Source organism: Streptomyces sp. NPDC107575 (genome assembly GCF_055657265.1).
Genome location: NZ_JBVKBG010000003.1, coordinates 859,782 through 884,784, shown reverse-complemented (window position 1 = coordinate 884,784; position 25,003 = coordinate 859,782). Strand labels below are relative to the sequence as shown.

Genomic DNA, 25,003 nt, shown 5'->3' with positions numbered 1-25,003 from the left:
CATGCCTTCCGCACTTCCCGACGGTGAGCCCGTGCCCGACGACGGCTCGCTGCCCGCGTCCGCCCTCGCCGGAGCCGGGTCCCGGCCCCTCGGCTTCTATCTGCACGTCCCGTACTGCGCCACGCGCTGCGGCTACTGCGACTTCAACACGTACACGGCCACCGAGCTGCGCGGCACGGGCGGCGTGCTCGCGTCCCGCGACAACTACGCGGAGACGCTGGTCGACGAGGTGCGCCTCGCGCGCAAGGTCCTCGGCGACGACCCGCGCCAGGTGCGCACGGTCTTCGTCGGCGGCGGTACGCCGACGCTGCTCCCGGCCGCCGATCTCGTACGGATGCTGGGGTCGATCCGCGACGAGTTCGGGCTCGCGGACGACGCGGAGATCACGACCGAGGCGAACCCGGAGTCGGTGGACCCGGCGTACCTGGAGACGCTGCGGGAGGGCGGCTTCAACCGGATCTCGTTCGGCATGCAGAGCGCCCGGCAGCACGTGCTGAAGGTCCTCGACCGTACGCATACGCCGGGGCGGCCCGAGGCCTGTGTCGCGGAGGCGCGGGCGGCGGGCTTCGACCACGTGAACCTGGACCTGATCTACGGCACGCCGGGGGAGACGGACGACGACTGGCGGGCCACGCTGGACGCGGCGCTCGGGGCGGGGCCCGACCATGTGTCGGCGTACGCGCTGATCGTCGAGGAGGGCACGCAACTGGCGCGGCGGATCCGGCGCGGCGAGGTGCCGATGACCGACGACGACGTGCACGCGGACCGCTACCTGATCGCCGACGAGGTGCTCGGGGCGGCCGGATTCGACTGGTACGAGGTGTCGAACTGGGCGACGTCCGAGGCGGGGCGGTGCCTCCACAACGAGCTGTACTGGCGGGGGGCCGACTGGTGGGGGGCGGGTCCCGGGGCGCACTCGCACGTCGGTGGTGTGCGGTGGTGGAACGTCAAGCACCCCGGCGCGTACGCGGCGGCGCTCGCGGAGGGGCGTTCGCCCGGGGCCGGGCGTGAGGCGCTGGCGGAGGAGGACCGCCGGGTCGAGCGGATCCTGCTGGAGCTGCGGCTGCGGGAGGGTTGCCCGTTGTCGCTGCTCAGGCGGGACGGCCTGGCGGCGGCGGAGAGGTCGCTGGCGGATGGCCTCCTGGAACGGGAACCGTTCGCGGCGGGCCGCGCGGTCCTGACGCTGCGAGGGCGCCTGCTGGCGGATGCGGTGGTCCGCGACCTGGTCGACTGACCTCGGGCCGTCGTCTGTGTTGCGGGGCACCGGGGCTTTCTCGCCGTGTCGTGGTGTGGTCCGTCGACTGTGTTGCGCGGTACCGGGGTCTTTCGCCGTGCCGGGGTCGGCGCCCGTAGTACCTGTTGCGCGGCACCGTGCGCCGCCTTGCCCACCCTGCCGCCCAAGGCGGCAGATTGCCCAAGGCGGTACGGCGTCGGTCAGTGCCGACAAATCAAGCCCCGCCGGCGATTGAGGCGCGGGGTCTGGGGCGGAGCCCCAGGGTGCAACGCCGGTGCGGCGGTGGCTTACGCCGGGGCCGTCACGAAGTCGATCAGTTCTTCGACGCGGCCCAGGAGCGCCGGTTCCAGGTCCTTGTAGGAGTGGACCCGCGACAGGATGTGCTGCCACGCCTCCCCCGTGTTCGCCACCCGCCAGCCGAGCGCCCGGCACACCCCCGTCTTCCAGTCCTGCCCGCGCGGGACGCGGGGCCACGCCTCGATGCCCACCGACGAGGGCTTCACCGCCTCCCAGATGTCGATGTACGGGTGACCCACGACCAGCGCGTGCTCACTCGTCACCGACTGGGCGATCCGCCACTCCTTCGAGCCCTGCACCAGGTGGTCCACCAGCACCCCGAGCCGCGCGTCCGGCCCCGGCGCGAACTCGGAGACGACCGCGGGGAGGTCGTCGACGCCCTCGAGGAACTCCACCGCCACGCCCTCGATGCGCAGGTCGTGGCCCCAGACCCGCTCGATGAGCTCGGCGTCGTGCTTGCCCTCCACGTAGATGCGGCCCGCGCGGGCCACCCGGGCGCGGGCACCGGGCACCGCCACCGAACCGGACGCGCTGCGGGCCGGTCGCGTCGGGGCGGGCGCAGAGGGACGTACGAGGGTGACGACCTTGCCGTCGATCATGAAGCCGCGCGGCTCCATCGGGAACACGCGGAGCTTGCCGAAGCGGTCCTCCAGGGTGACCGTCGGCCCCTGCGCCGTCTTCTCCACCCGGATCACCGCTCCGCAGAACCCCGTGGTGACCTCCTCGACGACGAGGTCCGGTTCGGCCGGCACCTCGGGGGTCGGCTTGTTCCGCTTCCACGGGGGAGTCAGGTCGGCAGAGTACTGGCGCATTCGAGGGACGATAAGAGAAGTCCCAGGTCCCCGGCTACGACACGCCGAAACGCGTCGCCAATGTGGCACGTTGCGCGCGGACGAACTCCGCATTCACCACCGAACCGTGCCCCGGCACGTACACCGCGTCCTCGCCACCGAGGTCGAGGAGCCGGTCGAGCGCCGCCGGCCAGTGGTGGGGAGCCGCGTCCGGCCCCGCCTGCGGTTCGCCGGACTCCTCCACCAGGTCGCCGCAGAAGACGATCTCCGGCGTACCAGGAACCAGCACCGCCAGGTCGTGGCCGCTGTGCGCGGGACCGATGTTCGCCAGCAGCACCGTCAGGCCACCCAGGTCGAGCGTCCACTCGCCGCACACCCGGTGCGGCGGCGTGACGAGGATGTCGACCGCCTCGGCCGCCTCCTCCGGGGCGACCCCGTGCCGCACGGCGTCGGCGCGCAGCCCCTCGGCACCGTGCTCGAAGAGGACGTCGACGCCCACCGCCCCGTACACCTCGACCCCCGCGAACGCGGCGGTGCCGAGCACATGGTCGAAATGGGGGTGGGTCAGCGCGACATGCGTCACTCTCCGGTGCGGCCCGAGGAGCGCGCGGGCGTCGGCGCGCAGCCGGGCCCCTTCACGGAGTGAGGATCCCGTGTCGATCAAGAGCGCCGCGTCTTCACCGACCACGAGACCGGTCGTGCAGTCCCATCCGGGCAACCGCACCCGCCCCACGTTCGGCGCCAGCCCCTCCCAGCCCGCCGAGGCCCAGTCGATCCGATGCGCAAGCTCCATACCTCGACGCTAGCGCCCTTGCCGGGCCCGTACCCACCGGCCGTACACTGAGCCGGGGACGATTGGCACTCGCCGACAGGGAGTGCCAAAGCAGGAAGATCGCAAGCGACGAACGCAACGGCTGTTTCTGGAGGTGTGCGCCGATGCTCAATGAACGCAGGCTCGAAGTGCTGCGCGCCATCGTCCAGGACTACGTCGGCACCGAGGAGCCCGTCGGCTCCAAGGCGCTCACCGAGCGGCACAAGCTCGGGGTCTCGCCGGCGACCGTGCGCAACGACATGGCTGCCCTGGAGGACGAGGGATTCATCGCCCAGCCGCACACCAGTGCCGGGCGCATCCCCACCGACAAGGGCTACCGCCTGTTCGTCGACAAGCTCACCGCCGTGAAGCCGATGGCCGCGCCCGAGCGGCGCGCCATCCAGAACTTCCTGGACGGCGCCGTCGATCTCGACGACGTCGTCGGACGCACCGTGCGGCTGCTCGCGCAGCTCACGCGGCAGGTGGCGATCGTCCAGTACCCGTCCCTGACCCGGTCCACCGTGCGCCATGTCGAGCTGCTGTCGCTCGCGCCCGCCCGTCTGATGCTCGTACTGATCACGGACACCGGGCGCGTGGAGCAGCGGATGATCGACTGCCCGGCGCCGTTCGGCGAGACCTCCCTCGCGGACCTGCGGGCCCGGCTGAACAGCCGTGTCGCGGGCCGCAGGTTCGCCGACGTGCCGCAGCTGGTGCAGGACCTGCCCGAGGCCTTCGAGCAGGAGGACCGGGGCACGGTCTCCACGGTGCTCTCCACGCTTCTGGAGACACTCGTCGAGGAGACCGAGGAGCGGCTGATGATCGGCGGTACCGCCAATCTCACTCGCTTCGGACATGATTTTCCCCTCACCATCCGGCCCGTTCTGGAAGCCTTGGAGGAGCAGGTCGTGCTCCTCAAGCTCCTTGGCGAGCTGGGAGATTCGGGCATGGCCGTACGGATCGGTCACGAGAACGCCCATGAGGGACTCAACTCCACGTCCGTCGTGTCGGTCGGCTACGGTTCGGGCGGCGAGGCAGTGGCCAAGCTCGGCGTGGTCGGCCCGACCCGCATGGATTACCCGGGAACGATGGGAGCAGTACGCGCAGTGGCACGTTACGTCGGACAGATCCTGGCGGAGTCGTAAGTGGCCACGGACTACTACGCCGTACTCGGCGTGCGCCGCGACGCTTCCCAGGACGAAATCAAGAAGGCCTTCCGAAGGCTGGCGCGTGAGCTTCACCCGGACGTGAATCCGGACCCGAAGACTCAGGAGCGCTTCAAGGAGATCAACGCCGCCTACGAGGTGCTCTCCGACCCGCAGAAGAAGCAGGTCTACGACCTCGGGGGCGACCCCCTGTCGCAGGCCGGCGGAGGCGGCGGGGCCGGTGGCTTCGGCGCCGGCGGGTTCGGGAACTTCTCGGACATCATGGATGCCTTCTTCGGCACGGCGTCGCAGCGGGGGCCCCGGTCCCGCACGCGCCGTGGTCAGGACGCCATGATCCGGCTCGAGGTCGAGCTGGACGAGGCGGCCTTCGGCACCACCAAGGACATTCAGGTCGACACGGCTGTGGTCTGCACGACCTGCAGCGGTGAGGGCGCCGCGCCCGGCACCTCGGCGCAGACCTGCGACATGTGTCGCGGGCGCGGCGAGGTCTCGCAGGTGACGCGGTCCTTCCTCGGCCAGGTCATGACCTCGCGGCCGTGCCCGCAGTGTCAGGGCTTCGGCACGGTCGTCCCGACGCCGTGCCCCGAGTGCGCGGGCGACGGCCGGATCCGGTCCCGTCGCACGCTCACGGTGAAGATCCCGGCCGGTGTGGACAACGGCACGCGGATCCAGCTCGCGGGCGAGGGCGAGGTCGGCCCCGGTGGCGGCCCCGCCGGTGACCTGTACGTGGAGATCCACGAGCTGCCGCACCCGACGTTCCAGCGGCGCGGCGACGATCTGCACTGCACCGTCACCATCCCGATGACGGCGGCGGCCCTCGGCACGAAGGTGCCGCTGGAGACGCTCGACGGCACGGAGGAGATCGACATCCGGCCCGGCACCCAGTCCGGCCAGTCGGTTCCGCTGCACGGGCGCGGTGTCACGCATCTGCGGGGCGGCGGTCGTGGTGACCTCATCGTGCATGTCGAGGTCATGACGCCGCAGAAGTTGGACCCGGAGCAGGAGCGGGTGCTGCGCGAGCTGGCCAAGCTGCGCGGCGAGGAGCGGCCCACGGGCCAGTTCCAGCCGGGCCAGCAGGGTCTTTTCTCCCGCCTGAAGGACGCGTTCAACGGTCGCTGATCGCCGCACCGGCGTCACGGCCTCGGGGCTCCGCCCCGGACCCCGCTGCTCAATCGCCGCAGGGGCTTCAAATAAGCCCCGCCGGCGATTGAGGCGCGGGGTCCGGGGCGGAGCCCCGTGACGTGTGCGGACGGGGCCCGGGTCGATTCGGCACCCCGGAGGGGACGTGGCACGATGCGGGCATGTCCTCCGCACTGACCGATCTCTGCCCCCTCCCGATCGTGCAGGCCCCCATGGCGGGCGGCGCCTCCCGGCCCGCCCTGGTCGCCGCCGTGACCGAGGCCGGTGGGCTCGGCTTCCTCGCCGCCGGGTACAAGACGGCCGACGGGATGTACCAGGAGATCAAACAGGTGCGGGCGCTCACCGGCCGCCCCTTCGGCGTGAACCTCTTCATGCCGCAGACCGAACACGCGGACCCGGCCACCGTCGAGGTCTACCGCAACCAGCTGTCCGGCGAGGCCACCTGGTACCGCACCCCGCTCGGCGAGACCGACAGCTGCAGTGACGACGGCTACGACGCCAAGCTCGCCATCCTCGTCGACGACCCCGTCCCCCTGGTCACCTTCACCTTCGGCTGCCCCCGTCTCGCGGTCGTCCAGGCCCTGCAGCGCGTCGGCACGAAGGTCGGCGTCACCGTCACGACCGTGGAGGAGGCGCAGGCCGCGCAGGAGGCCGGCGCCGACCTGGTCTGCGTACAGGGCATCGAGGCAGGCGGGCATCAGGGAACGCACCGGGACAACCCCGAGGCCGACGGCAGCGGCATCGGACTGCTGTCGCTGATCGCGCAGGTCCGCGAGGCCGTGCAGCTGCCGATCATCGCCGCAGGCGGCATCATGCGCGGCACGCAGATCGCCGCGGTGCTCGCGGCCGGCGCCGACCTCGCACAGCTCGGCACCGCATTCCTGGTCACGCCGGAGTCCGGCGCGCCGGAGCCGCACAAGCAGGCCATGACCAACCCGCTGTTCAACAGGACCGAGCTGACGCGCGCCTTCTCCGGCCGCCCCGCACGCGGCCTCGTCAACCGGTTCATGCGCGAGCACGGCCCGTACGCCCCCGCCGCGTACCCGCAGGTCCACCACATGACGTCGCCGCTGCGCAAGGCCGCGGCCAAGGCCGGTGACCCGCAGGGCATGGCGCTGTGGGCGGGGCAGGGGCACCGGCTCGCGCGGGAGCTTCCCGCCGGGCAGCTCGTGGAGGTCCTCGCCGCCGAACTCGACGCCGCGAAGGCCGCGTTGACGCAGCGGGGTGCCGCCTGATGACCGCTCCCGTGTTCGTCGTCGAGGGGGACGTCCCCGGCGACCGCGCATATGTGCTCGACGGGCCCGAGGGGCGGCACGCCGTCTCCGTGAAGCGGCTGCGGGCCGGCGAGACCGTGACCCTCACCGACGGGCTCGGCTCGTGGTGCGAGGCCGTCGTCACCGGCAGCGAGGGCAAGGACCGGCTCCAGGTCGACGCGGGCCCCGTGCACGTGGAGGCCGAGGAGCGGCCCCGGATCACCGTCGTACAGGCGCTGCCCAAGGGCGACCGGGGCGAGCTCGCCGTGGAGACCATGACCGAGACCGGCGTCGACGCGATCGTGCCGTGGGCCGCGTCCCGGTGCATCACGCAGTGGCGCGGCGACCGCGGGCTCAAGGCGCTCGGCAAGTGGCAGGCCACCGCGCGCGAGGCCGGGAAGCAGTCGCGGCGGGTGCGTTTTCCGGTCGTCGAGGAGGCCGCGACGACGAAGGAGGTCGCCGCGCTGCTCGCCGGGGCGGACTTCGCGGCGGTGCTGCACGAGGACCGGGACGCCTCGAGCGGGGCGCTGGCCTCGGCCGAACTCCCGGACAGCGGCGAGATCGTGCTCGTCGTCGGCCCCGAAGGCGGCGTGTCGCCCGAGGAGTTGGCGGTGTTCGAGGAGGCCGGGGCGCTGCCGATGCGGCTCGGGCGGAGCGTCCTGCGCACCTCGACGGCCGGAACGGCGGCGGTGGCGTTGCTGCTGGGGCGTACGGGACGCTGGGGTTAGACACCCGCCCCCAAGTTGTGCCGACAGTGGCCGCAACCGCACTACCGACGCTGTACGTCCACTGGCATTCTGCCGTGCATGCGGGGATCGAGGGGGTTCGGCGGGCTGGTCCTCGTCGCTGCCGTCGTCGCCACGGGCGTCGCGTGCCAGCCGATCGAGGGCGACCTCAACCCGTCCGCGGTCGCGGTCACCACCGACCAGCAGGCCACCAATGAGCTGAACCGGCAGCACGGCAAGGTCGCCTGGCTGAGCTGCACGGCCGTGTACAGCGGGCCCACGCCCTCCGGCGAGTCGGCGCCCAGCGAGGTGAAGGTCGACTGCCGGGGCAAGACCAAGGACGGCAAGGACATCACCGTGCAGGGGTGGGTGTACGGGGTCGTCTCCGGCAAGTGCGTGCGCGGGAAGACCATCGCGCGCATCGACGGCAAGGTGTGGTTCAGCTACGCGGTGCTCGGCAACTGCGCGGCGACCGACGGCCCTTCGGCCCCGCAGGAGTCGCAGCAGCCGGCGCCCTCGGAGGACCCGAAGCCGCAGGAGCCGAAGCCGCAGGAACCGCAGCCGGGCTCCACGAGCACGGTCACCGAGACCGTCACGGTGACGGCGCCGCCGCCGACTTTCCAGGGCAAGTGACAGGGCAAGTGGCAGAACAAGTGACGCCGACTTTCCACCACAAGTGATCAGACGGGCTGACGTGGCACGCGGCCAAATTTAGGCTGGGCCGGGTGACGACTCCTGCGTACCTCCGGTTCCCGCACCTGCAAGGCGAGTTGGTGGTCTTCACCGCCGAGGACGACGTCTGGGCCGCGCCCCTCGACGGTGGCCGCGCCTGGCGGGTCAGCGCCGACAACATGCCCGTCGCACACCCCCGGCTCTCCCCGGACGGCGAGACGGTCGCCTGGACCTCGCGCCGCGACGGAGCGCCGGAGGTGCACATCGCCCCGGTGGCCGGCGGCTCCGCCAAGCGCCTGACGTACTGGGGGAGTTGGACGACGAACGTCCGCGGCTGGACCACCGACGGGCGGGTGCTCGCCACCACCACGCACGGCCAGGCCTCGCTGCGCCGCAGCTGGGCGCGGGCGGTGCCGCTGGACGGCGGCCCCGCCGAGACCCTGCCGTACGGTCCCGTGGGCGGCGTCGCGCACGGCCCCGGCGCCCAAGTGCTGCTGCTGTCCGCGCCGATGGGCCGGGAGGCCGCCTGGTGGAAGCGGTACCGGGGCGGCACCGCGGGCAAGCTGTGGATCGACCGGGACGGCGACGGGGACTTCGCGCGCCTGCACGCCGAGCTCGACGGGAACATCGAGTGCCCGATGTGGGTGGGGGAGCGCGTCGCGTTCCTCAGCGACCACGAGGGCGTCGGCGCGCTGTACTCCTCCCTCCCCGACGGCTCCGACCTGCGGCGGCACACCGCCGTGGACAGCTTCTACGCACGGCACGCGGCCACCGACGGCGCACGCGTCGTGTATGCGAGCGCCGGTGAACTGTGGATCGTCGAAGGCCTCGACGAGGGCGTGGAGCCGCGCCGGCTCGACGTACGCCTCGGAGGGCAGCGCGTCGACATGCAGCCGCGGCCCGTCGACGCCGCGAACTGGTTCGGCGCCGCGTCCCCCGACCACACAGGACGCGGCAGCGCCGTCAACGTACGCGGCGCCGTGCACTGGGTGACCCACCGCGCGGGCCCCGCCCGGGCGCTCGCCGCCGAGCCCGGCGTACGGGCCCGGCTCCCGCACACCTTCCGCGTCGACGGCGAGGAACACGTCGTGTGGGTGACGGACGCCGAGGGCGACGACGCCCTGGAGTTCGCGCCCGCCACCGGCGCCGCGCCGGGCGCCACCCCGCGCAGGCTCGGCGCCGGACGCCTCGGCCGGGTGCTCGCCCTGACGGTGGCGCCGGACGGCGGCCGGGTCGCCGTGGCCTCCCACGACGGCCGGATCCTGCTCGTCGAGCGCGACAGCGGCGACGTACGCGAAGTGGACCGCAGCGAGGACGGGAACGCCACAGGACTCGCGTTCTCCCCGGACTCGGCGTGGCTCGCCTGGTCGCACCCGGGGCCGCACGACCTGCGCCAGCTCAAGCTCGCCAACACCACCGACCTGTCGGTCAGCGAGGCGACGCCGCTGCGGTTCCGGGACTACGCGCCCGCGTTCACGCTCGACGGCAAGCACCTGGCGTTCCTGTCGGCGCGCTCCTTCGACCCGGTCTACGACGAGCACGCCTTCGACCTCGCGTTCCTCAGCGGCTCGCGGCCGCACCTGATCACGCTCGCCGCGACGACGCCCTCGCCGTTCGGGCCGCAGCGCCACGGCCGTCCCTTCGACGCCCCCGACAAGGACGAGACGCCCGACAGCGAGGGCGCGCCCGCGACCCGCGTCGACCTGGAGGGACTGCTCGACCGCATCGTGCCGTTCCCCGTGGAGGCGGCGCGCTACTCCCGGCTGCGGACCGCCAAGGACGGCGTGCTGTGGCTGCGGCACCCGGTGCGCGGCGTGCTCGGCGACTCCCGCGCCGGTCTCGACGCGCCGGAGCCCAAGACCCGCCTGGAGCGCTACGACCTGGTCCAGCAGCGCATCGAGGAGATCGGCGCCGACGCCGACCACTTCGAGGTCACGGGCGACGGCAAGCGGGTGCTGCTGTGGACCGGCGAGGTCCTGAAGGTGGTCCCGAGCGACCGGCGTCCGGCCCACGACGACGACAGCGACACGAACATCACCGTCGACCTGTCCCGGGTCAGCCAGATCGTCGACCCGGCGGCCGAGTGGCGGCAGATGTACGACGAGGCCGGGCGCCTCATGCGGGACAACTTCTGGCGCGCCGACATGAACGGCGTCGACTGGGACGGGGTGTTGGAGCGGTACCGGCCGGTGCTCGACCGGGTCGCCACGCACGACGACCTGGTCGACCTGCTGTGGGAGGTGCAGGGTGAGCTCGGGACCTCGCACGCGTATGTGACGCCGAGGGGCGGGCGGGGCTCCGCCGCGCGCCGCCAGGGGCTGCTCGGCGCCGACATCTCCCGGCACGAGGACGGCGGTTGGGTCGTCGACCGGGTGCTGCCGTCCGAGACCTCCGACCCGCGCGCCCGCTCCCCGCTCACCGCGCCCGGCGTCGCGGTGCGTGCCGGGGACACGATCGTGGCGGTGGGCGGGCGGCCGGTCGATCCGGTGACCGGGCCCGCGCCGCTGCTGGTCGGCACGGCCGACAAACCGGTGGAGCTGACGGTCTCGCCCGCCGGGGGCGGCGACCCCCGCCATGTGATCGTCGTGCCGCTCGACGACGAGGAACCGCTGCGGTACCACGCGTGGGTCGCGGACCGGCGGGCGTACGTCCACGAGCACTCGGAGGGACGGCTCGGCTATCTGCACGTCCCCGACATGCAGGCGCCGGGCTGGGCGCAGATCCACCGGGACCTGAGCGTGGAGGTCGCGCGGGAGGGTCTGGTCGTCGACGTCAGGGAGAACCGGGGCGGGCACACGTCGCAGCTCGTCGTGGAGAAGCTGGCGCGCCGCGTCGTGGGCTGGGACCTGCCGCGCGGCAGCCGCCCCTTCACGTATCCGATGGACGCGCCGCGCGGGCCCGTCGTCGCGGTGGCCAACGAGTTCTCCGGCTCGGACGGCGACATCGTGAACGCGGCGATCAAGGCGCTCGGTATCGGTCCGGTGGTGGGCGTACGGACGTGGGGCGGCGTCATCGGGATCGACAGCCGGTACCGGCTGGTGGACGGGACGCTGGTCACGCAGCCGAAGTATGCGACCTGGATGGAGGGTTACGGCTGGGGCCTGGAGAACCACGGGGTGGATCCGGACGTGGAGGTGGTCCTCACCCCGCAGGACGCGGCGGTGGGGCGTGACCCGCAACTCGACGAGGCGATCCGTATCGCGTTGGCGGCGCTTGCGGAGAACCCGGCGAAGGCTGCGCCGACGCTGCCGCGAGCGTCTACGGAGTAGTGGTTGCGCTCACGGGGCTCCGCCCCGGACCCCGCTGCTCAATCGCCGCAGGGGCTTGATAGATCAAGCTCCGCCGGCGATTGAGGCGCGGGGTCCGGGGCGGAGCCCCGAGGCCGTAACGCCGGTTGGGTGATCGGTACGATGCGGGCATGGATGACTGCCTGTTCTGCAAGATCGCCAACGGGGACGTCCCCGCCACCCTGGTCCGGGAGACGGAGTCCACCGTCGCGTTCCGGGACATCAACCCCCAGGCCCCCACCCACGTCCTGGTCATCCCGCGCGTCCACCACCCCGACGCCGCCTCCCTCGCCGCCGCCGAACCGGCCGTCGCCGCCGACGTGCTGCGCGAGGCCGGCGAGGTCGCCAAGGACGAGAAGCTGGACAGCTACCGGATCGTGTTCAACACCGGCAGCGGCGCGGGCCAGACCGTCTTCCACGCGCACGCCCATGTCCTCGGCGGCCGCGGCCTCCAGTGGCCCCCCGGATAGTCGATTCCTCATGTCCGTCCGTGAATTCGTCGTGCTCGGCACCGCGAGCCAGGTGCCGACCCGGCACCGCAACCACAACGGCTACCTGCTCCGCTGGGACAGCGAGGGCATCCTCTTCGATCCCGGCGAGGGCACCCAGCGGCAGATGCTGCGCGCCGGTCTGGCCGCGCACGACCTGAACCGGATCTGCGTCACGCACTTCCACGGGGACCACTCCCTCGGCCTCGCGGGCGTCATCCAGCGGATCAACCTCGACCGGGTGCCGCACCCCGTGACCGCCCACTACCCGGCGTCCGGGCAGCGGTTCTTCGACCGGCTGCGGTACTCCACCGCGTACCGGGAGACCGTCGACATCGCGGAGGAACCGGTCGACGGGGAGGGCGCGGTGCTCGCCGACACCCCCGCGTACCGCCTGGAGGCCCGTCGCCTTTCGCACCCCGTCGAGTCGTACGGCTACCGGCTCGTGGAGCCCGACGGGCGCCGCATGCTGCCCGAGCGGCTCGCCGCGCACGGCATCAAGGGGCCCGACGTGGGCCGGCTGCAGAAGGAGGGGGTCCTGAACGGGGTCGCCCTCGACGAGGTGAGCGAGGTACGGCGGGGTCAGCGCGTCGCGTTCGTGATGGACACCCGGCTCTGCGACGGGGTCCACGCCCTCGCCGAAGGGTGCGACCTGCTCGTCATCGAGTCCACCTTCCTGGACCAGGACGAGCAACTGGCCACCGATCACGGCCACTTGACCGCGTCCCAGGCCGCCCGCGTCGCACGCGACGTCGGTGTCCGGCACCTCGTCCTCACGCACTTCAGCCAGCGCTACACCGACCCGCAGGAGTTCGCCCGGCAGGCCCGCGCAGCCGGGTTCGAGGGCGAGCTGACGGTCGCCCGCGACCTGGACCGCGTCCCCGTACCGAAGCGTCGCTGAGCCGAAGGACCGACCCCTGCGTACGCTGGTCGGATGTCACTCGCACCACTCGCGCGCATCCCCAAGGCCGAGCTCCATCTGCACATCGAAGGCACCCTCGAACCCGAGCTCGCCTTCGAACTCGCCCGCCGCAACGGCATCACCCTGCCGTACGCCGACACCGAGGCACTGCGGAAGGCGTATCTCTTCGCCGACCTGCAGTCCTTCCTCGATCTCTACTACTCGCTGATGGCGGTCCTCGTCACCGAGGACGACTTCGAGGCGCTCGCCGACGCCTATCTCGCGCGCGCTGCCGAGCAGGGCGTGCGGCACGCCGAGATCTTCTTCGACCCGCAGGCGCACGCGGCGCGGGGCGTGGCGATGGGGACCGTCGTCGAGGGGCTGCACCGGGCGCTCGCGCGCAGCGAGGAGCGGCACGGGATCTCGACGAAGCTCATCATGTGCTTCCTGCGGGACCATTCGGCCGAGTCGGCGATGGAGACCCTGGAGGCCGCGAAGCCGTACCTCGACCGGATCGTCGGCGTCGGGCTCGACTCCGCCGAGGTCGGCAACCCCGCGTCCAAGTTCCGCGAGGTGTACGCGGCGGCCGACGCGCTGGGCCTGCGCAAGGTCGCGCACGCGGGCGAGGAGGGCGACCCGTCCTACGTGTGGGAGGCCCTGGACCTCCTCGGCGTCGAGCGCGTCGACCACGGACTGCGGTCCCTGGAGGACCCGGAGCTCGTGACCCGGCTCGTACGGGACCGGATCCCGCTCACGCTGTGCCCGCTGTCGAACGTGCGGCTGCGCGCCATCGACATGCTGGAGGACCACCCGCTGGTGAAGATGATGGACGCGGGGCTGCTGTGCACCGTGAACTCCGACGACCCGTCCTACTTCGGCGGCTACGTCGGAGACACCTTCCACGCCGTCCACGAGGCGCTCGGCCTCGACCACGAACGAGTGCGGGAACTGGCCCGCAACTCGTTCGTGGCCTCCTTCCTCGACGGCAGCGAGGAGGAGGAAGCGCTCCGGGCGCGCTACATCGCCGAGGTCGAGGCGTACGAACTGGACGACATCTCCGGCTGATCCTGTGCGAGGGGCTCCGGCTCGACGCCGTCGGGGCCCACCGCAGTGAACTCCGTGTACACGGGCGTCTCGACGGTCGTCTCGAGGTCGAACAGCTCGACCACCGGCTGCTCCAGCACACCGGACGGCGGCACGATCGCGCCGACCGGGGCACCGCTGTGGCGCCGTGCCGCCCCCGCGAACAGCGGACGGCCACCGGTGTGCACGGCCACCGCGGTCAGCGGCACCGCGAGCAGCAGCAGGGCCGCGGCGAGCACCGCGCCCATGACGGGGAAGCCCGCCGACTCGGCCAGCGCGCTGCCGGCCAGCGGCCCGCACGCCGTGCCCAGCGAGGACGCCGAGCCGATGAGGACCGCCCAGCGGCCGCGCGGGTCGAGGGAGGCCGCGAGGCCGAGGACGTAGGACAGGACCACCGGGTAGAGGGTGTTCCAGGCGATCTCGCCCGCGGCGAAGGAGCCGAGGCCGTCCGCGCGGGCGCTGAGCACGACGCAGCAGGCGATCGTCGCCGTGCCGGCCCCGATGGGCAGCGCGCGGCCGAGGCGGACGCCGACCGCGCCCGCGCCGATCACCCCGAGCAGACCGACGCCGAGCCCCACCGCGAAGACCGAGCCGACCGTGACCTCGGAAAGGCCTGCCTGTTCGGTGCCGATGCGGCTGCTGACGCCCCACAGCGCGTTCTGCGCCATCGACCAGCAGACCAGCGTCGCGGCGAGCAGCAGGCCCGAACGGGCGTGGGGGAGCGGTGACTTGGGGGCCGGTGCGGCGCAGTTGTCCGGGGTCGCGGGTCCTTCGAGCCGGCTCGTCGCGGGCCACACGGCGAGCGCGGTCGCGGCGAGCGCGGCGAACGGCAGGCCGTGCCCCTCGCTGATCCGCGGGATGGTCAGGTACAGGGCGCCCGCGAGCGCGGAGACGCTCAGCAGGCCGAGCGTGGAGGCGCGGTGCGGGTCCTTCTGGGCGGCGATCCCGGTGGCGGCGACCGCCGTCGCCGTGCCCGAGCCGAAGCCGCCGATCATCGCACCCGCGACGACCAGCGGGGTGGCGGTGGCGAGGGCCGCGGTGGCGTAGCCGACGGTGGCGAGGAGCAGTCCGGTGCGGGCGGCGCGGCGGGCGCCGACCCGTTCGACGCGGGCCGCGAGCGTGAGGCCCGCGGTGGCCGAGCTCAGCAGCAGGGCGCTGCCGACGAGACCGGCCTGAGTGGGGGAGAGCCGCAGGCTGTCGGCGACTCGGCCGACAACGGTGGGCAGGAGATAGGCGGCGAGGTATCCGGCCGTGAAGAGGGCTATGAGCGCGGGCCGGGACGTACGCGAGGACACGGGCGTTCCTATGAACGGCCCCTTGCCTTGGACGCTGTTTTGGGCAAGGGGGTGCTACGGCAGGGGAGTTGGGAGCGCGACGTCTTTGCGAACGGGACCGAACCGGGGACGTGGGCGCGGCCAATTTGTATCAAGTCCAGGAGGGGCACATGAAGGCGGGACCCTGTGACGCGCGACACATTTGGTTTGGGGTGTGTTTCGCCGGGCAGAAGTGGCGTTCTTCAGGGGCTTCTCGGGTGCTTGTCAGGTGCTTCTCAGCGCCAGTCGGGGACCCCGGATGTCCCCCTGTGGGCCGTCGCCTCGATCTTCGCGCGGGTCTCGTCCATGACCGCCACGATCCGCTTCTCGTGCTCCGGCGTCAGCCGCACCACCGGCACCGAGCAGCTGATCGCGTCGTGCGCCGGGGTCGCGTAGCGCAGCGCGAAGCCGAAGCCGACGATGCCGTCGACGCCCTCCTCGCGGTCGACCGAGTGGCCGCGCTCGCGGATCGCCGCGAGGTCGGCCGCGAGCGCCTCGCGCGTGGTGTGCGTGCGCCGGGTGGTCGGCTCGTACGGGCCGGGCGGCAGCTCGTCGTCCGGGCGTTCGGCGAGCAGCGCCTTGCCGAGCGCGCCGATGTGCGCGGGCAGTCTGCGGCCCACGCGGCTGATCGTGCGCAGGTATTCGTGCGACTCGCGGGTCGCCAGGTACGCCACGTCGAAACCGTCGAGCCGCCCCAGGTGGATCGTCTCGCCGAGCGCGTCCGACGCCTCGTCGAGGAACGGGCGCACGGAGCGCACGTACGGATCCGTGTCCAGGTAGCTGGTGCCGGTCAGCAGCGCGCGGATGCCGATGCCGTACAGCGAGCCCGTCACGTCCGTGCGCACCCAGCCGCGCTCGATGAGCGTCTGGAGCAGCGCGTACATGGAGCTGCGCGGCACGGCGAGTTCGTCGGCGAGCTCCTGGAGGCGGGCCGGGCGGTCGCCGCGGGCGGCGAGCACGTCGAGCAGATCGACGGTGCGGGCGGCCGACTTCACTTCGCGCACTCCGCGCTGCGGCTCGCTGTTCGGGCTCTCCGGCATGTGCCGATCGTAGTAGGGCCGTGAACAGCCATTGCTGGACACCCATTGACGCGGCCTGTCCGCGTATCTAATCTCCATCTGCATCCATGGACATCTACATATGAAGACAGCTCTCCTCGTCCCCCGCCTGCCCCACGACCGGAGTCGCTCGTGTCCGCAGCAGTTCAGTCGGCCGTCCGCAAGATATTCAGGCGGGTCGTCCCGCTCTTCTTCGTCATGTTCGTCGCCAACTACATGGACCGGGTCAACCTGGGCTTCGCCCAGGACCAACTCCGGGCCGACGTAGGGCTTTCCGCCGCCGCCTTCGGGCTCGGCGCCGGCATCTTCTTCATCGCGTACGCCATCTTCGAAGTCCCCAGCAACATGCTCATGGAGCGCTACGGGGCCAAGGTCTGGCTCACCCGCATCATGATCAGCTGGGGCGTCGTCGCCACCGCCATGGCGTTCGTGAACAGCGCGGAGATGTTCTACGCGCTGCGCTTCCTGCTCGGCGTCGCGGAGGCCGGGTTCTTCCCCGCCGTCATCTACTACTTCTCGCGCTGGCTGCCCGACTCGCACCGCGGCCGGGCCACCTCCATCTTCCTCATGGGGTCCGGCACCGCCACCGTCATCGTCGGGCCGATCTCCGGCGCGCTGCTCGAAATGCACGGCATCTGGGGGCACTCGGGCTGGCAGTGGATGTTCTTCATCGAAGGCGTCGCCTCGGTCGTCCTCGGCTTCGTCGTCTTCCGCTTCCTCGACTCCAGCGTCGAGAGCGCGACATGGCTCACCCAGGAGGAGAAGGACGGACTCGTCGCCGTCATCGACGCCGAACAGCGCGCACGCGAGAACGGCCGCGGCACCGCGAAGGTCTCCCGGTGGAAGCTGCTCGCCGACCCCCAGATGCTGCTCTTCCTGTGGATCTACTTCGCGATCAACGTCGCGCTGTACGCGGTCACGTTCTGGCTGCCCTCGATCGTCGGCGACATCGGCGGACTCAGCGAGTTCCAGGTCGGCCTGGTCACCGCCGTCCCCTGGCTCTTCGCCCTGCTCGCCCTGTACGTCTCCGGGCGGCTCTCCGACCGGATCGGCAAACGGCGGCCCGTACTGTTCGCGCTGCTGCTCATCGGGGGCGCCGGAACACTGCTCGCCGTGTTCGTGTCGCCGTGGGTGGGGCTCGGCGCGCTCTGCGTCGCGGCGATGGGGTTCAAGCCGGCCTCGCCGATCTTCTGGACGATCCCGCAGAGCTACCTCGACGCGCGGGCCGCGGCGCCAGGGATCGCGCTCATCAACTCCATCGGAAACCTGGGCGGGTTCGTCGCCCCCACCGCGTTCGGGATCATCGAGGACACCACCGGGTCGACCAAGGGCGGACTCGTCGGGCTGACCGTGATCGGGTTCCTGGCCGCGCTGAGCGTGCTGCTCGTGCGCGGCGGCGGGCGCAACGACCGGGTGCGCGCGGCCGCGGCCGCGCGGCCCGCCGCGGCGCCGGAGGCCGGAGCGGCGGCTTCGTGACAGGTTGATGTCGTCCGCCGTGGTACGGGGACCGGTCGTGCACACTGTCCGGACCCGTACCACTCAGGGAGCGCGACGTGACCTCCACACGACCCAGAACGGACCCCCTCGCGGCGCTGCGCACGACGGCCGACCCGCCCTACGACGTCTATCTCACCGGCACGGTCTTCCTCGACATCATCTTCACCGGCCTCGACAGCGCGCCCGTGCGGGGGACGGAGTCGTGGGCGCGCGGCATGGGGTCGAGCCCCGGCGGCATCGCGAACATGGCGACGGCGCTCGCGCGGCTCGGCCTGCGCACCTCGCTCGCCGCGGCCTTCGGCGACGACCACTACGGCGAGTACTGCTGGGACGCGCTCGAACACGGCGAGGGCATCGACCTCAGCTACGCGCGGACCGTGCCGGGCTGGCACTCGCCCGTCACCGTGTCCATGGCGTACGAGGGCGAACGCACGATGGTCAGCCACGGGCACGAGCCGCCGCCCGTCGAGCCCGCGCCGGACTGCCCGCCGCACGCCAGGGCCGCCGTCGCCTCGCTCGTGCCAGGCGCCGACGAGCCGTGGGTCGCGGCGGCCGCGCGCTCCGGGACGAAGATCTTCGCCGACGTCGGCTGGGACGACACCGGCCGCTGGGACCTCGCGGCGCTGCCCGGGCTGCGGCACTGCGAGGCGTTCCTGCCGAACGCGCAGGAGGCGATGCGCTACACCCGTACGTCCTGTCCCCGCGCCGCGGCGCACGCGCTCACCGAACACGTGCCGGTGGCCGTGGTGACGCTCGGCGCCGAAGGCGCGTACGCGGTGGACGGGCGGACCGGCGAGACGGCCTCCGTCCCGGCGATCGAGGTCGAGGCGCTCGACCCGACCGGGGCCGGAGACGTCTTCGTGGCCGGGTTCGTCACGGCGACGCTCGCGGGCTGGCCGCTCGCCGACCGCCTCGCCTTCGCCGGCCTCACCGCGGCCCTCTCCGTCCAGGAGTTCGGCGGCTCTCTGTCGGCGCCGGGGTGGTCGGAGATCGCGGCCTGGTGGAAGGAGGCCCGCTCGAACGACCACCAGAACACCTGCGCCCTGGACCGCTACACCTTCCTGGACCCGGTCCTCCCGGAAACCTCCCGCGCCTGGCCCCTGCGCCGCGCAGTCCCCACCATCGGCTTCGGCCGCTCGGCGTAAGGGGCAGGGGTCGGCTGCCGCCGCGGCGGGGGCCGATGCCGCTGCGGGTCCGGTGCCACTACGGGGCGGGCCCCTCCGCCCGGTCCGGTGCCCCGGTCTGGCCCGGTGCGCTGCTGCCCAGCCTCATGCCTCCGGCCCGGCCCGGTCCGACGTCCGGCCTGGTCCGGCCCCTCTGCCCGTTGCCCGCCCATCTCCCACCCGCCCGCCCCCTCCGGGGGCTTGGGCCTCCTCGGGAGTGGTCCCGGGCGGAGGCTCCCGTCGAGGCTGCGGTGGCGGCGGTCGGGTTCGGACGGGTAACTCAGCGCGGGAGCGTAAATGGGTTGGCCGTGGAGTGGTGTGCGTGCGAAATTGGCCGACGGCGCCAACCGGCGGCCCACCACCTTCGGATTTCCAGGGACTGAAGCCCATGATCTCGGCGACCCGCAGCGGCCGTCGTCCGCGCTGAGCCCCCTCGACTCCGGGGACTCACTCCTCACGGCGGCCCCACGCACACGTCACCAGTCAGCCGTGCGCTTCTTTCACGTGAGGACACCACCATCACCATGGACATCGACGTCCAGCGCTTCACCGTCGCCCACCTGCGCCGCCGTGCCGAGACCGTGGAGACGGCCGGCTTCGTGCTCGGGTTCGATCCGACCACCACCAGCCCGTACGTCAACTACGCGACACCGCTGCCCGGCGCCGCACCCACCGCCGCCGACGTGCGCGCCCTGGTCGCCGGATTCCGGGAGCGGGGACTCGTACCGCGTCTGGAATTCGTGCCGGACGCCGCTCCCGAGGCCGCGGCGGCGCTCGACGCCGCCGGGTTCACGCCCGAGGCCGAGCACACGTACCTCGTGTGCACGAAGGACACGCTGGTCGTGCCCCCGCGGCCCGCGGTCGAGACCCCGGCCGACGACGCCGACTATCTCGCGCTCGACGCCGCGCTCGCCGAGGCGTTCAGCGGCGAGTTCCGGTCGTCCCCCGAAGGGGCCGCGCGGCTGCGGCGCACCGAGGAGGACGGCGGCGCCGTCCGCCTCGTGCGGGCCGAGGACGGCACCGTCGCGGGCGGAGCCCAGTGCAGCGCGCCCGCCGAGGGCACCGCCGAACTGGCCGGCGTCGGCACCCGCCCCGCCCACCGGGGCACCGGCATCGCGGCCGCCGTCACCGCCGAACTGGCCCGCGTGCTGCTGCACGAGCGCGGCGCCGCCTCCGTATGGCTGGAGTACGGCGGGAACGACTCCCGGCGCGTGTACGAGCGCGTCGGCTTCCGCCCACGCGGCACCCGCCGCTACATCCGGCTCGACGCCTGACAGCCGTACCCCAAACCCACTCGGCGATGTCGTACCCGCGCCGTACCCTTGACGGTGCAGGACAACACCGCAGAAAAACCCGCAGAGAAAGTCCCGTACGGGGAGGAAGCAAGGGCCATCGGCCCGGCTCATGACGCAGACACCATCCAGCGCCCGCGCACAGTTCACCGTTCCGCCGAAGCACCCCATGGTCGAGGTGCTGGGATCCGGGGACGCGCTGCTGCGAGTGATCGAGAAGGCCTTCCCGGAGGCCGACATCCACGTCCGGGGCAATGAGATCAGCGCGACGGGAGAGCCGGGGGAAGTCGCCCTCATCCAGCGCCTGTTCGACGAGATGATGCTGGTACTGAGGACGGGGGCACCGATGACAGAGGACGCCGTGGAGCGCTCCATCGCCATGCTGAAGACGACGCAGAACGGCGGGGGTGACGGCCAGGAGACCCCGGCCGAGGTGCTCACGCAGAACATCCTGTCGTCGCGCGGCCGCACCATCCGCCCCAAGACGCTGAACCAGAAGCGCTACGTCGACGCGATCGACAAGCACACGATCGTCTTCGGCATCGGCCCCGCCGGTACCGGAAAGACGTACCTCGCGATGGCCAAGGCGGTCCAGGCCCTCCAGTCCAAGCAGGTCAACCGCATCATCCTGACCCGCCCCGCGGTGGAGGCGGGGGAGCGCCTCGGCTTCCTGCCCGGCACGCTCTACGAGAAGATCGACCCGTACCTGCGCCCGCTGTACGACGCCCTGCACGACATGCTCGACCCGGACTCGATCCCGCGGCTGATGGCGGCGGGAACCATCGAGGTGGCACCGCTGGCATACATGCGTGGAAGGACGTTGAATGATGCATTCATCATTCTCGACGAGGCGCAGAACACCAGCCCCGAGCAGATGAAGATGTTTCTCACCCGCCTCGGCTTCGACTCGAAGATCGTCATCACCGGTGACGTGACGCAGGTCGACCTGCCGGGCGGCACGAAGAGCGGTCTGCGGCAGGTGCAGGACATCCTGGACGGCGTCGACGACGTGCACTTCTCGCGGCTCAGCTCGCAGGATGTCGTCCGGCACAAGCTCGTCGGCCGTATCGTCGACGCGTACGAGAAGTACGACACCGAGCACGGTACGGAGAACGGCTCCCGCAAGAGCCGCCCCAGAGGGAAGTAGAACAACAGCGCCATGTCGATCGACGTCAACAACGAGTCCGGAACCGAGGTCGATGAGCAGGCGATCCTCGACATCGCCCGCTACGCGCTCGGCCGGATGCGGATCCACCCCCTGTCCGAGCTGTCCGTGATCGTCGTGGACGCCGACGCCATGGAGCAGCTGCACGTGCAGTGGATGGACCTGCCGGGGCCGACGGACGTGATGTCGTTCCCGATGGACGAGCTGCGGCCGCCGATGAAGGACGAGGAGGAGGCCCCGCAGGGTCTGCTCGGCGACATCGTGCTGTGCCCGGAGGTCGCCAAGAAGCAGGGTGAGGACGCGCCCACGCAGCACTCCATGAACGAGGAGCTCCAGCTCCTGACCGTGCACGGGGTGCTGCACCTGCTCGGTTACGACCACGAGGAGCCCGACGAGAAGGCCGAGATGTTCGGTCTCCAGGCGGGCATCGTGGACGGCTGGCGTGCGGAGAAGGGACTGACGGGGCCGTCGCCGGCGCCGACCGTGTCATGAGTTTCTCGCTGATCGCCGGGGCCGTCGCGCTGGTCGTGATCGCCTGGCTCGCCGCCTGCGCCGAGGCCGGTCTCGCCCGGGTGTCGAGCTTCCGCGCCGAGGAGGCCGTCCGGTCCGGGCGGCGCGGCAGCGCCAAGCTCTCGCAGGTGGCCGCCGACCCGACGCGCTATCTGAACGTGGCGCTCCTGGTGCGCGTCGCCTGCGAGATGGCCGCGGCCGCGCTCGTCACGTACGCGTGCCTGGAGGAGTTCCGGGAGACCTGGCAGGCGTTGCTGGTCGCCATCGGCGTGATGGTGCTGGTGTCGTACGTGGCGGTCGGGGTGTCGCCGCGCACCATCGGCCGGCAGCACCCGCTGAACACCGCGACGGCGGCGGCGTACGTGCTGCTGCCGCTCGCCCGGATCATGGGGCCGATCCCGCCGCTCCTGATCCTGATCGGTAACGCGCTGACGCCCGGCAAGGGTTTCCGGCGCGGCCCGTTCGCCTCCGAGGCGGAGCTGCGGGCGCTGGTCGACCTCGCCGAGAAGGAGTCCCTCATCGAGGACGAGGAGCGCCGCATGGTGCACTCCGTCTTCGAGCTGGGCGACACCCTCGTGCGGGAGGTGATGGTGCCGCGCACCGACCTCGTCGTCATCGAGCGGTACAAGACCATCCGGCAGGCCCTCACGCTCGCGCTCAGGTCGGGCTTCTCCCGGATCCCGGTGGTCGGGGAGAGCGAGGACGACGTCGTCGGCGTCGTCTACCTGAAGGACCTTTCGCGCAAGACGCACATCAATCGCGACGCCGAGGCCGAGCTGGTGTCCACCGCGATGCGGCCCGCGACCTTCGTGCCGGACACCAAGAACGCGGGCGATCTGCTGCGCGAGATGCAGCAGTTGCGCACGCACGTCGCCGTCGTGATCGACGAGTACGGCGGCACGGCGGGCATCGTCACCATCGAGGACATCCTCGAGGAGATCGTCGGCGAGATCACCGACGAGTACGACCGCGAGGTGTCCTCCGTGGAGGAGCTGGGCGACGAGCGGTTCCGGGTGACGTCCCGCCTCGACATCGGGGATCTCGGTGAGCTGTACGGCATCGAGGAGTTCGACGACGAGGACGTGGAGACGGTGGGCGGGCTGCTCGCCAAGGCTCTTGGCCGGGTGCCGATCGCCGGGGCCTCGTCGCTGGTCACGCTGCCCGACGGGCGGGAGCTGCGGCTGACGGCGGAGGCCGCGGCGGGCCGCCGGAACAAGATCGTGACCGTGCTCTCGGAGCCGGTCGGCGAGGACAAGGAGGAGGTCGCCGGGTGACACCTCAGGAGCTGCGGTCGTTCTGCCTGTCGTTCAACGCGGCGGTGGAGGACTTCCCGTTCAATCCGGAGACGTCGGTCTTCAAGGTGCTCGGCAAGATGTTCGCGCTCTCGCACCTGGACGGAAGCCCGCTGACCATCAACCTCAAGTGCGACCCCGAGGACGCGCTGCGGCTGCGCGGCGAGTACGAGGGCGTCATCGTGCCCGGCTGGCACATGAACAAGCGGCACTGGAACACGGTGACCGTGGACCGGCCCGACGAACTCCCGGACCGGGTGGTCCGGGAGCTCATCGAGGATTCCTACGACCTGGTGGTGGCGGGCCTGCCGAAGGCCGAGCGGCTGCGCCTCGACCGGTCCTAGGCACGTCCTAGGCCCGCTTCGTCCGCAGCCCCAGCGCGACCAGCGCCGCCGCCACCAGGACGAGCGCCGCGTCCAGGGCGATCACCGTGTGCACTCCGGTCAGCAGGTCCGTGGACGTCGTCGCGAGGACGCCGAGGAGCGGGATGCCGACCGTCATGCCGACCTGCTGGGTCGAGGTGACCAGGCCAGTGGCGAGGCCCTGTTCCGCGTCCGGGACGCCGGAGGTGACGGTGAGGCCGTACGAGATGATCGCGCCGAGGTGGCACATGCTGGCCAGCGAGACGGCGGCCGTCGCGAGCCACACCGAGACGCCGCCGGTGCCGATGCCCAGGAGCGCGGCGACGAGCACGCCCTGTCCGACGAGCGAGCCGACCAGGGTGCGGCGGGCGCCGAAGCGGCCGACGACCTTCGGGACGTACGCGCCCGCGACCGCCGACAGGACGCCCTGGACGCCGAAGACGAGTCCGGTCCGGAACGCCGAGAGGTGCAGTACGTCCTGGAGGTAGAGGGTCAGGACGAAGACGACCGTCGTCATCATGGAGAAGGTGATCAGGCCGCCCACGTTGCCCCACGCGATGGTGCGGCGGCGCAGCATCGGCAGTGAGACCAGCGGCTGGGCGGTGCGGGACTCGATGCGGCCGAACGCGGCGAGCAGGGCGAGGCCCGCGACCAGCGTGACGAGGACGTCGGCGCGGCCGAAGCCGACCTCCGCCGCCGTGGACAGCGCGTAGATCAGGGCGAGCAGGCCGCCGGTGACCGTGACGGCGCCGGGGACGTCGAGGCGCGGCTGGTCCGGGGTGCGGGACTCGGGCAGCAGTCCGGGGGCGAGCACCAGCACGATCAGCGCGAAGACCGTCAGCAGGCCCATGGTGGAGCGCCAGCCGAGCGTGTCGGTCAGGACGCCGCCGAGCACCATGCCGACGGTGAAGCCGAGGGAGAGCAGCGTTCCGGAGATGCCGAGGGCACGGTCGCGCTGCGGGCCCTCCGGGAACGTCGTGGTCAGCAGTGACATGCCGGTGGGCACGATCGCCGCCGCGCCCACGCCCTGCAGCGCGCGGCCCGCGAGGAAGGACGCCGGGTCCCAGGCGAACGTCGCGAGCAGTGAGGCCGCGCCGAACAGGGCGAGTCCGGTCAGGAAGATCCGGCGCCTCCCGTACAGGTCGCCGATCCGTCCGAAGAGGAGCAGGAAGCCGCCGGACGGCAGGGCGAACGCGGTGACCGCCCACTGCAGCGCGGAGGTGCTCATGCCGAGGTCGGGACCGAGCACCGGCAGCGCCACGTTCAGCACGGAGAAGTCGAGCGCCACCATGAACTGGGCGGCGCAGAGCACGAAGAGGACGAGCTTGTCGCGGGCCGAGAGGCGGGGCGCGGTGGGTGGTTGGGGCAGGGGAGCCGTGGAGGTTGCGGTGTCGATCGCCATGGCCAAGAGCCTCGTACGACCGGAATAACCGTGGAGAGTGGGAACTTATGCTGGTGGTCGCACCACCAGACAACGGGGGGAGTCGTACGTGGCCGAGAGCGCAG

General features: G+C 71.9%; 22 protein-coding genes. 17 read left to right on the top strand and 5 right to left on the bottom strand.

The features are described from left to right. Position 1 precedes the first annotated feature (1 nt). Positions 2–1,234: a radical SAM family heme chaperone HemW gene (gene hemW / locus ACZ7L4_RS17290; protein ID WP_472103332.1), complete on the top strand. Its 1,233-nt coding sequence runs from the start codon at positions 2–4 to the stop codon at positions 1,232–1,234. 287 nt (positions 1,235–1,521) lie between these two features. On the opposite strand, the gene ACZ7L4_RS17285 is transcribed toward hemW, so the two are convergent. After that, a complete protein-coding gene (locus tag ACZ7L4_RS17285) occupies positions 1,522–2,343 on the bottom strand; it encodes a DUF3097 domain-containing protein (RefSeq protein WP_472103330.1) in 822 nt (273 codons plus the stop codon). Positions 2,344–2,377: 34 nt separating this feature from the next. Next, positions 2,378–3,115 carry an MBL fold metallo-hydrolase gene (locus tag ACZ7L4_RS17280; protein WP_472103328.1) on the bottom strand — a complete coding sequence of 246 codons (738 nt, stop codon included), beginning with the start codon at positions 3,113–3,115 and terminating at the stop codon, positions 2,378–2,380. Between the two features lie 143 nt (positions 3,116–3,258). Between ACZ7L4_RS17280 and hrcA the strand changes: the two genes are divergently transcribed. The 9 genes from hrcA to ACZ7L4_RS17235 all read left to right on the top strand — a co-directional run bounded on the left by hrcA (position 3,259) and on the right by ACZ7L4_RS17235 (position 13,827). After that, the gene (gene hrcA, locus ACZ7L4_RS17275) at positions 3,259–4,275 is read left to right on the top strand and encodes a heat-inducible transcriptional repressor HrcA (RefSeq protein WP_385757017.1); all 1,017 of its coding nucleotides are present in this window, start codon (positions 3,259–3,261) and stop codon (positions 4,273–4,275) included. Beyond that, a complete protein-coding gene (gene dnaJ / locus ACZ7L4_RS17270; protein ID WP_385757015.1) occupies positions 4,276–5,415 on the top strand; it encodes a molecular chaperone DnaJ in 1,140 nt (379 codons plus the stop codon). It begins immediately after the preceding gene. Between the two features lie 182 nt (positions 5,416–5,597). Further along, the gene (locus tag ACZ7L4_RS17265; RefSeq protein ID WP_472103325.1) at positions 5,598–6,671 is read left to right on the top strand and encodes a nitronate monooxygenase; all 1,074 of its coding nucleotides are present in this window, start codon (positions 5,598–5,600) and stop codon (positions 6,669–6,671) included. Next, positions 6,671–7,417: a 16S rRNA (uracil(1498)-N(3))-methyltransferase gene (locus ACZ7L4_RS17260; protein ID WP_472103323.1), complete on the top strand. Its 747-nt coding sequence runs from the start codon at positions 6,671–6,673 to the stop codon at positions 7,415–7,417. The genes ACZ7L4_RS17265 and ACZ7L4_RS17260 overlap by 1 nt, the downstream gene beginning before the upstream one ends. 78 nt (positions 7,418–7,495) lie before the next feature. Beyond that, positions 7,496–8,047, top strand: coding sequence for a hypothetical protein (locus tag ACZ7L4_RS17255; RefSeq protein WP_472103321.1), 552 nt, complete (start codon positions 7,496–7,498; stop codon positions 8,045–8,047). A 92-nt stretch (positions 8,048–8,139) separates the two neighbouring features. Next, a complete protein-coding gene (locus ACZ7L4_RS17250; protein ID WP_472103319.1) occupies positions 8,140–11,355 on the top strand; it encodes a S41 family peptidase in 3,216 nt (1,071 codons plus the stop codon). 149 nt (positions 11,356–11,504) lie between these two features. Beyond that, positions 11,505–11,843, top strand: a complete 339-nt coding sequence (locus tag ACZ7L4_RS17245) for a histidine triad nucleotide-binding protein (protein WP_472103317.1) — start codon at positions 11,505–11,507, stop codon at positions 11,841–11,843. 10 nt (positions 11,844–11,853) lie between these two features. Continuing rightward, positions 11,854–12,762 (top strand): ribonuclease Z, encoded by a 909-nt coding sequence (locus ACZ7L4_RS17240; RefSeq protein ID WP_472103315.1) that lies wholly within the window; start codon positions 11,854–11,856, stop codon positions 12,760–12,762. A 33-nt stretch (positions 12,763–12,795) separates the two neighbouring features. Further along, positions 12,796–13,827, top strand: a complete 1,032-nt coding sequence (locus ACZ7L4_RS17235; protein ID WP_472103313.1) for an adenosine deaminase — start codon at positions 12,796–12,798, stop codon at positions 13,825–13,827. On the opposite strand, the gene ACZ7L4_RS17230 is transcribed toward ACZ7L4_RS17235, so the two are convergent. Both ACZ7L4_RS17230 and ACZ7L4_RS17225 read right to left on the bottom strand, forming a co-directional pair. After that, a complete protein-coding gene (locus tag ACZ7L4_RS17230; protein ID WP_472103311.1) occupies positions 13,779–15,140 on the bottom strand; it encodes an MFS transporter in 1,362 nt (453 codons plus the stop codon). The genes ACZ7L4_RS17235 and ACZ7L4_RS17230 overlap by 49 nt on opposite strands. Before the next feature lie 254 nt (positions 15,141–15,394). Continuing rightward, positions 15,395–16,198, bottom strand: a complete 804-nt coding sequence (locus ACZ7L4_RS17225; RefSeq protein WP_472103309.1) for an IclR family transcriptional regulator — start codon at positions 16,196–16,198, stop codon at positions 15,395–15,397. A gap of 150 nt (positions 16,199–16,348) precedes the next feature. On the opposite strand from ACZ7L4_RS17225, the gene ACZ7L4_RS17220 reads away from it, so the two are divergent. The 7 genes from ACZ7L4_RS17220 to ACZ7L4_RS17190 all read left to right on the top strand — a co-directional run bounded on the left by ACZ7L4_RS17220 (position 16,349) and on the right by ACZ7L4_RS17190 (position 23,479). Beyond that, positions 16,349–17,692 carry an MFS transporter gene (locus tag ACZ7L4_RS17220; protein WP_472103307.1) on the top strand — a complete coding sequence of 448 codons (1,344 nt, stop codon included), beginning with the start codon at positions 16,349–16,351 and terminating at the stop codon, positions 17,690–17,692. Positions 17,693–17,769: 77 nt separating this feature from the next. Then, positions 17,770–18,858, top strand: coding sequence for a carbohydrate kinase family protein (locus tag ACZ7L4_RS17215; protein WP_472103305.1), 1,089 nt, complete (start codon positions 17,770–17,772; stop codon positions 18,856–18,858). Positions 18,859–19,400: 542 nt separating this feature from the next. Next, a complete protein-coding gene (locus ACZ7L4_RS17210) occupies positions 19,401–20,150 on the top strand; it encodes a GNAT family N-acetyltransferase (protein WP_472103303.1) in 750 nt (249 codons plus the stop codon). Between the two features lie 130 nt (positions 20,151–20,280). Then, a complete protein-coding gene (locus tag ACZ7L4_RS17205) occupies positions 20,281–21,315 on the top strand; it encodes a PhoH family protein (RefSeq protein ID WP_450809496.1) in 1,035 nt (344 codons plus the stop codon). A gap of 12 nt (positions 21,316–21,327) precedes the next feature. Next, the gene (gene ybeY / locus ACZ7L4_RS17200; protein WP_385756994.1) at positions 21,328–21,825 is read left to right on the top strand and encodes an rRNA maturation RNase YbeY; all 498 of its coding nucleotides are present in this window, start codon (positions 21,328–21,330) and stop codon (positions 21,823–21,825) included. After that, on the top strand, positions 21,822–23,117 hold the full coding sequence (locus ACZ7L4_RS17195; protein ID WP_472103301.1) for a hemolysin family protein: 1,296 nt from the start codon (positions 21,822–21,824) through the stop codon (positions 23,115–23,117). The genes ybeY and ACZ7L4_RS17195 overlap by 4 nt, the downstream gene beginning before the upstream one ends. Next, positions 23,114–23,479: an MmcQ/YjbR family DNA-binding protein gene (locus tag ACZ7L4_RS17190; RefSeq protein WP_472103299.1), complete on the top strand. Its 366-nt coding sequence runs from the start codon at positions 23,114–23,116 to the stop codon at positions 23,477–23,479. The genes ACZ7L4_RS17195 and ACZ7L4_RS17190 overlap by 4 nt, the downstream gene beginning before the upstream one ends. 7 nt (positions 23,480–23,486) lie before the next feature. Here ACZ7L4_RS17190 and ACZ7L4_RS17185 read toward each other — a convergent pair whose 3' ends face one another. Continuing rightward, positions 23,487–24,899, bottom strand: coding sequence for an MFS transporter (locus tag ACZ7L4_RS17185; protein WP_472103297.1), 1,413 nt, complete (start codon positions 24,897–24,899; stop codon positions 23,487–23,489). Positions 24,900–25,003: the final 104 nt, after the last annotated feature.